The organism is Vibrio sp. 1S139, from assembly GCF_041439475.1.
Lineage (GTDB): Bacteria > Pseudomonadota > Gammaproteobacteria > Enterobacterales > Vibrionaceae > Vibrio > Vibrio crassostreae_C.
Genome location: NZ_JBGOOD010000087.1, coordinates 1 through 13,475, shown reverse-complemented (window position 1 = coordinate 13,475; position 13,475 = coordinate 1). Strand labels below are relative to the sequence as shown.

12 protein-coding genes and 2 pseudogenes are annotated in these 13,475 nt (G+C 44.9%); 5 read left to right on the top strand and 9 right to left on the bottom strand.

Annotated features, from left to right (window positions below; translation table 11 throughout):
* A pseudogene (locus ACED46_RS20020) lies at positions 1 to 78 on the top strand (Lrp/AsnC family transcriptional regulator); the annotation flags it as partial.
* Between the two features lie 26 nt (positions 79 to 104).
* Positions 105 to 1,034 (top strand): LysR family transcriptional regulator, encoded by a 930-nt coding sequence (locus ACED46_RS20015; protein ID WP_065605672.1) that lies wholly within the window; start codon positions 105 to 107, stop codon positions 1,032 to 1,034.
* Between the two features lie 142 nt (positions 1,035 to 1,176).
* Here ACED46_RS20015 and ACED46_RS20010 read toward each other — a convergent pair whose 3' ends face one another.
* Positions 1,177 to 2,238 carry a c-type cytochrome gene (locus ACED46_RS20010; RefSeq protein ID WP_371722262.1) on the bottom strand — a complete coding sequence of 354 codons (1,062 nt, stop codon included), beginning with the start codon at positions 2,236 to 2,238 and terminating at the stop codon, positions 1,177 to 1,179.
* Positions 2,239 to 2,247: 9 nt separating this feature from the next.
* A complete protein-coding gene (locus ACED46_RS20005; protein WP_371722264.1) occupies positions 2,248 to 2,847 on the bottom strand; it encodes a cytochrome c in 600 nt (199 codons plus the stop codon).
* Positions 2,848 to 2,849: 2 nt separating this feature from the next.
* Here ACED46_RS20005 and ACED46_RS20000 point away from each other — a divergent pair.
* From ACED46_RS20000 to ACED46_RS19990, 3 genes and pseudogenes are all read left to right on the top strand, one after another.
* Positions 2,850 to 3,755: pseudogene (locus tag ACED46_RS20000) on the top strand (sensor histidine kinase); the annotation flags it as partial.
* Positions 3,756 to 3,766: 11 nt separating this feature from the next.
* Positions 3,767 to 4,369, top strand: coding sequence for a response regulator transcription factor (locus ACED46_RS19995; RefSeq protein WP_076649314.1), 603 nt, complete (start codon positions 3,767 to 3,769; stop codon positions 4,367 to 4,369).
* Positions 4,370 to 4,691: 322 nt separating this feature from the next.
* Positions 4,692 to 5,936 carry a tetratricopeptide repeat protein gene (locus tag ACED46_RS19990; RefSeq protein WP_371722263.1) on the top strand — a complete coding sequence of 415 codons (1,245 nt, stop codon included), beginning with the start codon at positions 4,692 to 4,694 and terminating at the stop codon, positions 5,934 to 5,936.
* 207 nt (positions 5,937 to 6,143) lie between these two features.
* On the opposite strand, the gene sstT is transcribed toward ACED46_RS19990, so the two are convergent.
* The 7 genes from sstT to ACED46_RS19955 form a co-directional block, all read right to left on the bottom strand.
* The gene (gene sstT / locus ACED46_RS19985) at positions 6,144 to 7,358 is read right to left on the bottom strand and encodes a serine/threonine transporter SstT (protein WP_004732110.1); all 1,215 of its coding nucleotides are present in this window, start codon (positions 7,356 to 7,358) and stop codon (positions 6,144 to 6,146) included.
* A gap of 439 nt (positions 7,359 to 7,797) precedes the next feature.
* Entirely contained in the window at positions 7,798 to 8,862 is a 1,065-nt protein-coding gene (gene rsgA / locus ACED46_RS19980) for a ribosome small subunit-dependent GTPase A (RefSeq protein WP_017092880.1), read from the bottom strand.
* Positions 8,863 to 9,349: 487 nt separating this feature from the next.
* Positions 9,350 to 9,808 (bottom strand): copper chaperone PCu(A)C, encoded by a 459-nt coding sequence (locus ACED46_RS19975; RefSeq protein ID WP_371722261.1) that lies wholly within the window; start codon positions 9,806 to 9,808, stop codon positions 9,350 to 9,352.
* An 84-nt stretch (positions 9,809 to 9,892) separates the two neighbouring features.
* Positions 9,893 to 10,489, bottom strand: a complete 597-nt coding sequence (locus ACED46_RS19970; protein WP_371722260.1) for an SCO family protein — start codon at positions 10,487 to 10,489, stop codon at positions 9,893 to 9,895.
* A complete protein-coding gene (locus tag ACED46_RS19965; protein ID WP_371722259.1) occupies positions 10,486 to 10,926 on the bottom strand; it encodes a hypothetical protein in 441 nt (146 codons plus the stop codon). The genes ACED46_RS19970 and ACED46_RS19965 overlap by 4 nt, the downstream gene beginning before the upstream one ends.
* Before the next feature lie 203 nt (positions 10,927 to 11,129).
* Positions 11,130 to 12,050, bottom strand: a complete 921-nt coding sequence (locus ACED46_RS19960) for a DUF368 domain-containing protein (protein WP_371722258.1) — start codon at positions 12,048 to 12,050, stop codon at positions 11,130 to 11,132.
* 579 nt (positions 12,051 to 12,629) lie between these two features.
* The coding region (locus ACED46_RS19955; protein WP_371722257.1) for a LuxR C-terminal-related transcriptional regulator at positions 12,630 to 13,475 on the bottom strand (846 nt) is incomplete at its 5' end.

The following is a 13,475-nucleotide window of genomic DNA, read 5'->3' as shown; positions in this document are numbered from 1 at the left end:
GATGTGCTTGGGGAATGTGCTCAGGTTCAATCCATTACCACCATGGTTGTGATGGATACACCCAAAGATGAACGTTAGTCGAGTTTTATTTCAGGAGAGGCGCAGTGCCAAATACTAATCAGTTGTTATTGTTCTTAGATGTGGTTCAACAAGGGTCGTTTACCAAAGCGGCAACCTTGCATGATATGGACAACTCATCACTCTCTAAACAGATCAAAAAGCTTGAACAAGACTTGGGTGTTCAGTTGCTTAACCGTTCTACACGCTCGTTCTCGTTGACGTCGGCAGGGGAAGATATTCTTGCGCAAACCTATGTGCTGAAAGATACTATCAATCAGATACAAGGCATTGCAGATTCATACCAGTCAGAGCCCAAAGGTGTACTGCGAATTACTTCACCGATCTATTTTGGACAGCAATATCTGCAACCTATCATCACTCAGTTCATGAGAAAGTACCCGGATGTTCAGATCGTACTTTCACTAGACGATAAGATCGCCAACATCATTGCAGGACAGTTTGATATCGCGTTTCGCTTTAGCAAGCTCGTTGAATCGAATTTGATTGCGAAGAAAATTGCCGACAGTAACTTCATGCTCGTTGCATCGAACGACTTTTTGAAAGAGCACGGTGAGCCGAAGACACCACAAGACTTGCTCGCTCTACCTGCTGTGATTTATACCAATGGCGATATGACGGTCGATCATTTACGTATCAGTGAAGAGCCGCACGGTAATACCTTCCAGAGCCTGACGATTCGTGGCAACTATAAGGTAAGTGATGTTCGCACCATGGTCTCCTGTGTGAAAGATGGCCTCGGATATGGCTTCCTTGATCAATCAAACCTGTATGCCTCAATGAAAGAGTTAGGCTTGGTTACTTTGCTTCCGGATTATCCGATCTCTACAATCGATACTGCGATCTACGCTGTCTATCCACACCGTAAGCAGACCAAGCTGGTCAAAGAGTTCATTACTACGGTTCAAGACTATATTGGCTCTCCGACGATTTGGGAGAAGATGCAGCAAGGTTAGCTGGATCTCTAATCGTTCAAACATAAAAAAGGAGCCAGAACGTCGAACGATCTGGCTCCTTTTTATTCCTCGGGCTATAGCTGATTTACAATGTAAAGCTTAGCTATAGCTGACGTGAACGGCTCTTGTGCACTAATGCCTATCAATGCTCATGAATCACTTCTTTACCACTTGGGTAGGCTTTGGAACCCAGCACATCACCGTCGACTTCTTTACCATAATAACCTTGGTGGTTGTGGTAACGCTTAGCATTACCTGTAACATCACCCTTGTATCGTGGGTCTTGTGGGCGTTCATGACTGTTCACAAATGCGGCTACATCCCATGCATCCTGAATTGAAAGCTGTTGGCTCTTTCCAAGCGGCATGTTTTCGTAGATGAAGTAAGCTGCTGTATTTACACGGTGCATACCTGCGCCCCAGTTGAACGAATTCTCGCCCCAAAGAGGTGGTAGGTATGAGCGGCCATCCGCCCCTTTAATGCCTTCACCATTTTGACCATGGCAGGTTTGGCAGCTGGTTTGGTAAACCTTTTCGCCACGCGCTATCGATGGCTCTTGTTCAGGGTTTGCAATCTTAGGGTAGCCACGGCCGGCCAGTTTACTGCGGTCATCGATTGGGTATTTGCTTAACAGCTCTTCAGGGAGAGGGAAGCTTTCCGCTTTACCACCGACTTGTAAGTCAGCATCGCTGATCTCAGGAACGGGTGTATCTTGCATGCCGTTCTTGTCTAAGATGCCGCCCATCGCCAGCCAGTATGAATAAGCCGTTAGTGCGACCATCTCTTTTGAACCCTCAGCCGGTGGCAGAACATTCATTGAGTAGGTGAAGCAACCTTGGATACGCTCTGCGTAGCTGTTTACTTTGTCGTTCTTGGAACGATACGCAGGGTAGGCCATGTACGCACCCCAAAGAGGTGCTGCGTTAGGCTTCATGCCCGCTTGCATGTGACAGTTTACACAGTTTTGTTCATTGCCTACGAACGTACCACGCATCTGTTGTGAATCGACAAACAGCGAATAACCCAATTTTACTTTGTCGCCAAATTCCCCAGTAGGGATATCAACCAAGTCTCGTGGCACCAGATATTTGTTATCTTGAGGCTTCTCAACGGCTGGCAGTTCGGTTTGGCGATCGGGCAACTCAGCTTCGGCATAAACGATTCCAGAGGCAAGGGTTGCGGTAATTAAAAGTAGTGTTTTCATGCGAGCCCTTTAGTATCGGAAAGAGGCGAAGTAGTAAGATAGGTTTTTGATCTCATCGTCGGTTAACTTGCCCGCGATATTACCCATCATGTTCAAATCATCACCCTTACGAGTGCCATTTTTCCAAGCGTTGAGCTGAGTTTGAATGTAGTCGGCATGCTGGCTTGCTAGGCGCGGGAATTTGTCTACGCCCATACCGCTTGGCCCATGACAGGTTGCACAGGCTGGAATGTTTCTATCCCAATCGCCTTGGAATACAAGTTTACGATAGGGGTTATCGATATCAGCCTGTGAGCCGCGCTGCTCTAAATCGGTAAATTCGTATGAAGGCAGTGATGCAAAGTATTCTGCGACCTCACGACGAACAGCGGGATCAGATACACCGTCAGCCATTCCCTTCATGATCGCGCTTTGACGCTCACCACTTGAGAACAGAACCAGTTGATGCTCTAGATAGTCAGCATTGAGCCCTGCAAGCATAGGGGCAATGTTGGGCATGCCTTTACCGTCGGCTTGATGGCAGCCACTACAAGTTTCTGCGGCTTCTGGCATTGGATTGGGTGCTGCTTGTGCAAAAGCGGATAAAGAAAGGCTTCCTAGAGCAGCGATGCAAAGCGTTAATCTGGCTCAAGTACAATCAACAGTGGGCATGGGCGTTCTTTATTCTTGTCGTGTCTCTAAATGCTTACCACTTCTGGCTAGAATACAAATTCAGTCGCAGCAAAAAGCAACTAGAAGCGACGCTGTACAAGCTGAAAAGTAAGAGTGAACAGCTAGAGCACTCACAGCGTATCGCGGTAGTTGGTGAACTAGGAAGTAGCTTGGCACACGAGATTAATCAGCCTCTGGCAGCAATTCGGAATTATAGCGAAGGTGGTTTACTGCGGATTTCGAAGAACAAACCGCTGACTGACATAGAGCCTGTATTTGAGAAGATCCAGTCGCAAGTGGACCGTGCTGATGCGATTATCCAACGCTTAAGAAACATGATCAAAAAGCGTTCATCAAATAAATCTCAAATTGATATAGAAGTGCTTCTTACAGATACCATCGAGCTACTGCAATTTCGATTAGAGAAACACAAGATAACCATTGAACGTCATGTCGTGGGTAAACCTATCACGTTACATGTTGACCCTGTCGGATTGCAGCAGGTAGTTGTAAATTTGATCAACAATGCGACTGATGCATGTAATGCTCAGATGCATCGCGAACAAAGCGCTACGTCTGATATTGGTAACAAAAATAACGAACCATCGACAATTAAAGTGATTACCGAGTATCAACCGGATAAAATGATGCTGTCGGTTATCGATAACGGTACGGGCTTAGATTTTACCGAGCAACAAGTCACTCAAGCCTTTGTGAGCAGCAAAGAAAACGGCTTGGGATTAGGGCTTGCGATTTGCCAAGATGTGATTGAAGACCACAGTGGCAAAATGAGCATCACTTCACTGACTCCTCATGGTTGTCATGTCGCGGTGACACTGCCTTCCTCTATTTCAAATGACTCATAAGGAATCTTGTTATGCCTGAACTTCATCAAACGTTGCCGGTCTATGTGGTTGATGACGATGAGTCGATGCGTGACTCATTGGTGTTCTTATTGGAAGAGCACGATTTCAAGGTGACAGCCTATGAAGATGGCCCGAGCTTTTTGGATGCCGTGGATCTGAGTGTTCCAGGATGCGTGGTATTGGATAGTAGAATGCCCGAAATGAGAGGGCAGCAAGTTCATGAGTTGATGGTGAAGGCGCAGAGCCCACTGTCGGTGATCTATCTGACGGGTCACGGTGATGTACCAATGGCGGTCGAGGCATTGCAAGCCGGTGCGGTGAACTTCTTTCAAAAGCCAGTTAAAGGCAGTGAGTTAGCTGAGGCGATCAAGCAAGGGCTAGAGGCTTCTGAAAAGCACTTACATATGAATGTGTATCGCCAAGCGTATGCGTCGTTAACTGAGCGAGAAATCGATATTCTTAAGCAGATTATCGACGGCAAACGTAACCAGAAAATTGCCGATGAATTATGTATCGCGATGAGAACGGTAGAAGTACACCGAGCGAGTTTAATGAAGAAATTCTCAGCTAAAACGGTTGCTGAACTGGCTTACATATACGGCCAACTGAACTAACTACAGCGACATAAAATTGCTGATAGGTATTCATCAATTTCGTTGTCGTTTTTTAAGATTATTTTGCTCAAAGGTGGTCTTCATTATCGAACTCTATTGAAGCAAGATCACACCATTTATGGAGTGCATAACGATAGGTCTTAGTAGACTTTTTATCGCTATGTATTCCTGAGATACTGAACTAAGTTCATTTTAGGGCGGAACGTTTAAATAACGGCGCTTTTCCCTGTAATTAGAAACATACCATTCACTATGGGTTGATCACTTTCCCGATATCGGGGCTAGTATCAGTCGAGTTAGGTTAAAATATTTTATGAGTACAATGGGAATCGCAATTGGTGCGACGGCTCTTTCGTTAATACTTGTCGCCGTGTGGCTGATCTCTTTATCGCTAAGAAAGCAGCGCTTGGAACAAGAACGTAAGGCTCGTGCTGTCGCTTATCGAAAAGCGATTGAAAAAGCGCGCATACAAGAGCAAAAAGAGCGTCACTTCAAAGCCGAAACTGGGCATGTACCGTCGATACTGTATTTGGCAAAAGAAGCTGAACGTAACAATATTAAGGAAGCTCTGTATTGGTACGACAAAGCGGCGCAACTCGATAATATCAATGGCATGTACGGCATTGTGCGCCTAAGCATGAAGCGTAAAGAAGACCTGATTTTAAGAGAAAAAGCCAACTTTTGGCAGCTTGCGATATCCGCATTGGACAATGACGTGTCTGCGAAATTTGAGATGGGCAAAGCGCTTGTCTTTGGTCGTGGAACTGATAAAAACATCCCTAAAGGTTACACCTATATCGAAGAATCTGCGGCTGGTGGTAATACTGAAGCGATGCTGTTCATCGGTGACTGGTGTCTAGATAAAGAAAACCCAGACTACTCGGCCGAAAGCTCTGTCGAGTGGTACCAAAAGGCCGCGGAAAAGAATAGCTTAGACGGCAAGATCAAGCTCGGTATGAGTTACTTGAACGGTGTTGGTGTTGAGCCTAACCATGGTGAGGCTGTTTACTGGTTTGAGACGGCCGCAGAAAAGAACAGTGCAGAAGCCATGTTTAGAGCAGGTGAAGCTTGGATTGACCATGGTGAACACGGTAACGTTATCGCTTATATCTGGCTATTTCTATCGGCTCATTTTGGTTACTCAGAAGCCAAGCATTTGAGGGATAAAGTCGGCGGGGAACTTGGTGTGGATGCTGTCGTGGGCTTACAGGCTCTGACTAAACCGATAATGACTAAGCTGACCCAAGAAGCAATCACTAAGCACTCAATTATTAAGGCGCTCAACAAGCTCTACAAACGCAATGTCCCAGTCCCTAAGAAGGTTAAAGAAGCGTCCGATGAAGAAGTTGAGGAGTTAAATGTCGATGGTAGTCATTTAGAGACCAAAGCGTCGAGTGAGCAAGGTTCTAACGTCGATTACAGCCAGCAGGCGACGCCAAACCATGATAGCGGTGCTGCGAATCAAGCGTCACCCAGCGATCAAGCAACGCATAACAAAGAAGCAAGTCCTAACTCTCTAGACTTCAGTCAGGCAGCCGTGGATCCTAGCTGGAAAAGCAACCACTAAAACGTGTTGGTTAGCTTTGATGAGTTAGACAAAAATGACTGAAGCTGTGAAGCTATAAAGCTATAAATCTATATAGCTCCTAGCCGTAATCTAGAAAACCAAGACAACAAAAAAGGGAAGCGAATGCTTCCCTTTTTATTTGTGTGCTATTTGCTTTTAGAGCTTAGAGCTTAGAGCTTAGAGCTTAAGCCTAATACCCAAGAGCTGTTAAGCTTTGTTTTGCTCAGCTTTACATACAGCCGCAGTGAACACTACGTCAGTTGAGCTGTTAAGTGCTGTTTCAGCCGAATCTTGAATCACACCAATGATGAAACCAACCGCTACAACCTGCATCGCTACATCGTTTGAGATACCGAATAGGCCACAAGCTAGAGGAATCAGTAGCAGTGAGCCACCGGCAACGCCTGATGCACCACATGCTGAAATTGCAGCAACAAGGCTTAGTAGGATCGCAGTGAAGATATCAATCTCAATACCCATTGTGTGTACAGCAGCAAGCGTTAACACAGTGATGGTGATTGCAGCACCCGCCATGTTGATGGTTGCGCCTAGAGGGATTGAAACAGAGTAAGTATCTTCATCTAGCTCTAGCTTCTTACAAAGGTTCATGTTCACTGGGATGTTTGCAGCGCTTGAACGAGTGAAGAATGCCGTTACACCAGATTCACGAATACATTGTAGTACAAGTGGGTATGGGTTCTGTTTTGTCTTTACAAAGACAAGCAGTGGGTTAACGACAAGAGCAATGATCAGCATTGAGCTTAGTAGAACCGCTAGCAGTTGACCGTAGCTTGCTAGTGCATCGAAGCCCGTTGTTGCGAATGTAGTCGAAACAAGGCCGAAGATACCGAATGGCGCAAGACGAATAATGAAGCGAACAATGTGTGAAACACTGTGGCTAAGGTCTTCGAAAACCGCTTTGGTTGTTGCAGATGCGTGGTGCAGTGCAAGACCAAGACCGATAGCCCAAGCAAGAATACCGATGTAGTTCGCGTTCATTAGTGCGCTAACTGGGTTATCTACAAGCTTGAATAGAAGCGTATGAAGAACTTCTGCAATACCTTGAGGAGGGTTAGCACCTTCAGCGCCAGCAACCAGTGTCAAAGTGGTTGGGAACATGAAGCTCAGTACTACAGCAGTCAGTGCAGCTGAGAACGTACCAATCAGGTAAAGCACAATGATTGGACGCATATGAGTATGCTGACCTTTCTTTTGGTTTGCGATAGAAGCTGCAACAAGAATGAATACTAAAATTGGGGCAACAGCTTTCAGAGCACCAACAAACAGACTACCTAATAGGCCTGCATCTTGAGCTGCTGAAGGAGAAACCATGGCGAGAACGACACCGAAAACAATACCAGCAAGGATCTGTAGAACGAGATTTCCACGAGCGATGCGGGCGAGCATGTTGTGATTTTGCATAAAATACCTGCAATTGTTAATTTATTATAGTGATGTATTTTTTTATAAAGTTGTACCAAATCCAACTATACACTAGTGGAATGGGCGGTCATATTAGCGGGATCTAAGAGGGTGTCTAGGAATAGTTTACTTTTAGGGTGATTGTTTGCGCTACGTGGTGTTTTTAGAGCTAATTGTTAAATTTTTGTACTCTTGTTGAGATGTAAATCTGCATGATAATACTCATTCGGGTCAATGTTCTGGTTCTGGTGCCGTCAGAGTCGATTAGCAAGATCATTGTGTGCAGAAATGATCCCATTGGGTTCCTGTTGATACAAAGAAGCCCCGCTGATACAAAAAGCCCCAGCCCAATGCGTTAAAGAGCTCATGAGTTAATGAGCTAATACGCGATAGGGACATAGGGCTTATTTACGTGTTGTAAACCTAATCCAATAATCGGCTATTTAGACGATTTCTTGATATTACGGCTCTCTGATTGCACGGTTTTGTACATTTTAGAAAGCTGTTTACTGTTCGCTCTCTGTTCTGCCAATGAGGCTCCATTTCTTGCTTGCTCTCTGAGTAGCTTCTCATAGTTAGAGAATCGTCTTTCAGAAAGCTCACCGCTTTCAATGGCCTTGCGTATTGTGCATCCTGGTTCTGACTCATGGCTGCAATCAGAAAAGCGACAATGCATCGCTAACTCTTCCACATCAGAAAAGGTTTCACTTACTCCTTCAGCACAATCGGCGAGTTGTAACTCTCGCATACCAGGAGTATCGAGCAATAAACCACCCGATGTTAGCAAGTGGAGCGATCGTGACGTGGTTGTATGACGGCCTTTGCTGTCGTCTTCACGAATACCGCCCGTTTCTTGTTGAGTCTCCCCAAGCAGCGAGTTGACCAGCGTCGATTTCCCGACACCAGACGAACCCATCAAAGCCACCGTTTTGCCCGTTTTACACCAAGGTGACAATACTTGAGTAGAGTCTTGGTCTAGGCTATTAACGGCTTCGATCATCAGCATCGGATCTAGGCTTTGCACTTGCTGTACTTTGTCTTGGTAGTCGTCACACAAGTCTTTCTTGGTAAGTACTATAACCGCTTCAACCTGTGCTTCATTGGCGAGTGCTAGATAGCGTTCGATGCGGCTCAGATTAAAGTCATTATTTAGCGAGACCACGATAAACACGGTGTCGATATTGGCTGAAATATATTGTTCAGCTACGCGACTGCCTGCTGCTTTACGGCTGAAGAGCGACTGACGCTCAAGTAAGCGGTCGAATTGTAAATCAGCGTTTAATATCACCCAGTCGCCAACCGTCATTACGGGTTGGTTTTGATGAACGGGTAGAACGATTTCGCCTTGTTCTGACGCAAGCGTATAGCCGCTGCGATGGTGCGCGGTAATGCGAGCAATGACGGAATGATCATAGTCTTCGAGTGTCAGTTGTTGTTGAAATACAGGTTGCCATCCAAGCTGTTGAAGTGACATTGGATGAGAAAATGCAGTTTGTGAATTCATGTTTATTTACCCAGACGTGCGAGCTTTCTTTTCTTGTGAGAGCATTAAAGTCTTATGAGAGCATTAACGTCTTGTAAGACCTCAGATTGTTGATGAGATCGAAAAGCGTTAGTCAGATTAAAAAGCGTCGAGACGTCAAAAATGTTTTGAGCTTGGGTCGAATTCAAATAGATAGGACCCCGGATTTAGTCATGCGCTATTGGGCATGCAGGTATTGATCACTTACGATCAATAGTAAACCGGGTAAAAGTGTGCTGTCGTCACGGGTGACGATAAGTTGGTCGATCGGTATTTAAGTTTGATTAACCAAACAAATTAACGCGCTACTTTTACTGCCAGTTTTAGTGTTTTCATTACAATCATCTTCTATTCTCCTTGGGTTATTTATGTGTTCAGGCTTTGAATAAAAAGCGGGCTCAGTTTAGCAAAAAGCCACGATGGCGAGAAGTCATCGTGGCTTAAATTATTTTATCAATTGTGAATACGATTAATGATGATCGTGATTCATCTTTTTCATGCCGCTCATTACTTTCTTAACCGGCGCATCGAAGGTCTGCGTTTCACCATTGGCGAAAGTCAGTGTCATCTCGATTTGCTCACCTTCTTTTAGGCTGCTTGCTAGGTCGAACAACATGATGTGTAGGCTACCTGGTTTAAGTACCGCTTCACCGTTCGTAGGAATGGTGATCTCTTGAACTTGGCGCATTTTCATAACATCGCCATCCATGATTACATCATGAAGTTCTACTTTACCTGCTGCAGGTGTTGTTGCAGAAACAATAGCGCGATCTTTATCGCTGTGGTTCATCAGAGTCGTGAACACCGCGCTGTTCACTGCTGAAGGCGGGGTTGCACGAGCATACGCGTCATGAACCATAATATCGCTACTAGCCTGAGCAAAAGGGGTGAGCAATAAGCCTGCTAGAGCAAGTGCTTTTAACTTCATGTTGTTGTCCTTAATTTTTATGTTTTGGTCTGGGACCTGACTTTATGTTTGAACTTTATTGGTTAAGTTCTTTGTTTTTACGTTTTACTGCGTCAGCTTGTTGATAGCCTCAACAATTGATGCTGGCGTTAACGTATGCGGTACTTTGGTAATCAAAGTACCGTCGGGCTTTAAAAAATAAAAATATGAGCTGTGGTCTAGGGTGTATTCCAACTCTGAACCTTCAAGCTTGGTCTTTCTGAAAATAACGCCGTAGTTATGAGCCAGAGTAGTGGTGACATCCAATGGACCACTTAGTCCTTCCATTATCGGGTGGAAATATTGCGCGTATTCGTACGAGGCTTCAGCGGCATCACGTTCAGGATCGAGAGAAACAAACATTGGGCGAATCTTGGCTTTTGCTTCATCAGAAACTTGGTTAAGTGCTCCGGCCAACATAGCCAAAGAAGTAGGGCATACATCCGGGCAACGTGTGAAACCGAAGTAAACGATACGAATTCTGTCATCGGTTTGGTCAAAGATTTCCGTTGGTTGGTTGTCTTTGCCGAAAAGAGTCGTTGCGGAGAACTCTTGTTTTGCAGCGTGTTGTTCTTGAACTTCGTTTTGCCCATCAAGATAGCTTTTGACACCAAAGCCAAGTACAAAAGCGACAACCAATGCTAACGACCAATTTCTACTCATCTTGCCATCCTTATTGCAGGTTTTACGGTTTCAACACCATCGGTGAGATCACCAAGCCAAGTCATGTGATCCATGGTACACACGGGTAAAATGACATCACCTTCATAGATGTTGTTACCAGTATTTTTTAATTGGAAACGTGCTGAGCCCATTTCCATCTCTAAACCGGTCAGCGATAGCATCAAGGTTTCAGAGGCCGCGCCTTCCCACACCACTTTGATTTTTGTTGGGACTAGAGGTTGAGCTGTTTCATGCTCAAGGGTCATAGCAACGCTGTCTTGCTCACACCATGTTGTTGAAAGCATGCAGTAGTCATCTAAGTTGACGTCAGGAGAGTGGCTCTCTACTACCGATTTAAATTGCTCGACTGCCTGTGGTCCATAAAAGCCAGCGACCAGCGCAATACCGAGCGCAGCAACCTTTAATGCTGGGTGCATGTCGTGTTCTCATTTGATTTTATAAGAACGGCGATGGTATCACACCACTCAATACGTGCTTGTATCAAAAAGCAATTTTGTGCGTATGGTAGAACTAAAAAAGCGAAGCCATTGGCTTCGCTTTTGTCTGTTTAATAGATATGTGAGCTTAGTATTTCTAAGTTCTATCCATTCTGAACATGTTCCAGAAATACGTTGAATGATTAGTCAGCGTTACGCTCTGCGAACTTCTCCAGGCCTAAAACCAATGCAATCGCAGCAAACATCATCACAATCGCCATGACCAACTGAGAAGGCTGAGAGGTTACCGCTTCAAAATCAAACGGTGATAGGTTTTCTTGAATCAGAGAAACTTGTTCACCTTTTGAGTTTGTGCGCCAGCTGATGGTCTCTTTCCAAGGCCAGATCTTAGGCAGCGTACCGATCATCAAACCGGTTAAGAATACCAATGTGAAGTCGCGGAATGAACGCAATAGCCAAGACAGTACATGTGAGAAAGTCAGCAGTCCGATCACACAGCCCGCAAGGAATAGCGCAAGTACATCGACTTGAAATGATTTAACGGCGCCAAGCACGGGGCCATACATGCCAATCAGGAGCAGAATAAAGCTGCCTGAAATACCGGGTAAAATCATCGCGCAGATAGCAATCGCACCCGCAATCAATACGTTGATGCTGGTTGGTTCCATTTGCAGCGGTTTAAGCACGGTAATGCTATAAGCGAAAGCAACGCCAAGCAGCAAAAACACGAAGCGAATCATATCGCGTTTCTCTACTTGCTTAAGAATATGGAAAACCGAGACCAAGATCAGGCCGAAGAAGAAAGACCACAGTGGAACAGGGTGGGTGACTAATAACCAAGAAATCAATTTTGCGAATGTCGCAATGCTCGTGAATACGCCCGCGAACAGTGAAATTAGGAAGAAACCATTGATGTGATTAAACGCGGCTTTGAAGCCTTCGAGTTTCCATAAGCCAAGTACGCTAGGGTTAATTCTGCGAATGCTTTCTAGCAGCGTATCGTAGATACCAGTGATGAATGCGATGGTTCCGCCCGACACGCCAGGTACAACGTCTGCTGCGCCCATTGCCATGCCTTTGAAAAAAGTACTTAAGTAGTTCATTGCTTCATAGAGTTGAGGATGATTTTGTGCAGTATACAAACTTTAGTGTAAAAAAAGTATGAATATGCTTTTGGGGAAGGGCTTTTATTACTCTATTAATTGTAAGGCAATAAGTTGAAGTGAATATTTGCCTAACATTTAGATAACAACCACTTAGTGATTTGTCATTAAGAGCAGGTATGAAACTGATCCCTTATCGATATTGCATCTTGGTTGCAATATGCAAGTGCACTTTGCAATTCGCATGACAAATTCATGGTTTTTATGCGATGCAGGGCTTATAAAACGTCGAATAAAAGTTGGCACGCTAACTGCATTATATACATTGACCCTTCTTAAGCCGAGGGTCACCTAGCCAACTGACGTTGTTAGTGAACTTATGATTTGTTCACAAATATATAGAGCCAATCGCGATTATTGCGGTTGGCTATTTTTTTGCCTGTCGTTTGGTGATCGTCTTTTTACTTTTCCCATTCCTACATTTTTAGGTTCTAAACTTCAGATGAAAAAAAAGCCAGCCACCATCGGTGACTAGCTTATGTTTTCTCGAATCAATCTCGAATCAATCTCGAATCCGTTTTAGTACCCCATCAACTGCAGCAAGTTTTCCGCTGTGCTGATTGCTTCTTTACGGTTAGCAATATTGAGTTTTTGGTAAAGGTTACGGATGTGAGTCTTGATCGTGGTACCCGCTACATCGAGTTCTTGAGCGATCTGCTCATTACTGAATCCTGAATAGATCAGACCAAGCACTTGCCATTCACGCTGAGTGAGTGGGCTAGTGCGCACCAGCTCAGGGATATTCGGGTGATTAACCAAGTTCTCAACAAAGTCTTCATCGAAATGCACCGAACGACTGCGTTGGGTCGTGGAGATATCCTTCATGATTTGTTGCGCGCGGTGACGTTCTAAATCACCTAAGCCAGGCTTGTTGCTCAACTTATCCAAGATATGCCCGATAGTCCCACCGTCGACTAAGAAGTTACCGACCATACCGGTTTGGTTAGTCATATGAAGCGCTTCTTCAAGCAGTACTCGTGCGCTGTCTTCATCGTTAATTTGTGTACGTAACACGGCTTCAACGATCAAGTTGCGGTTGGTGTCTGTAATCAGGTGCGAACGCTGGGCTTCACTCTTAAGGAAAGTTAGCGCTTCTTCTGCGTCTTCATACTGCTCAAGGATGATGTGAGCACGAACGATGTTTCGCCACTGAAGTTGGCAGAAGTGGTTACTTGCCGATTCAGGTCGAACAGCCACACTCAGCCAATCACGGATAGCTTCTTTATCGCCTTTTACTTGCCAGAACAGAATCAAAGAAAGAGAAGCATTTGCCGTCCAATCTACGTGGTAAGTCGATTGACGCAATAGGTGCTGAATCTGGTCGATAAATTTCGACGCTTTATCAATCTCACCACGGCTCAATGA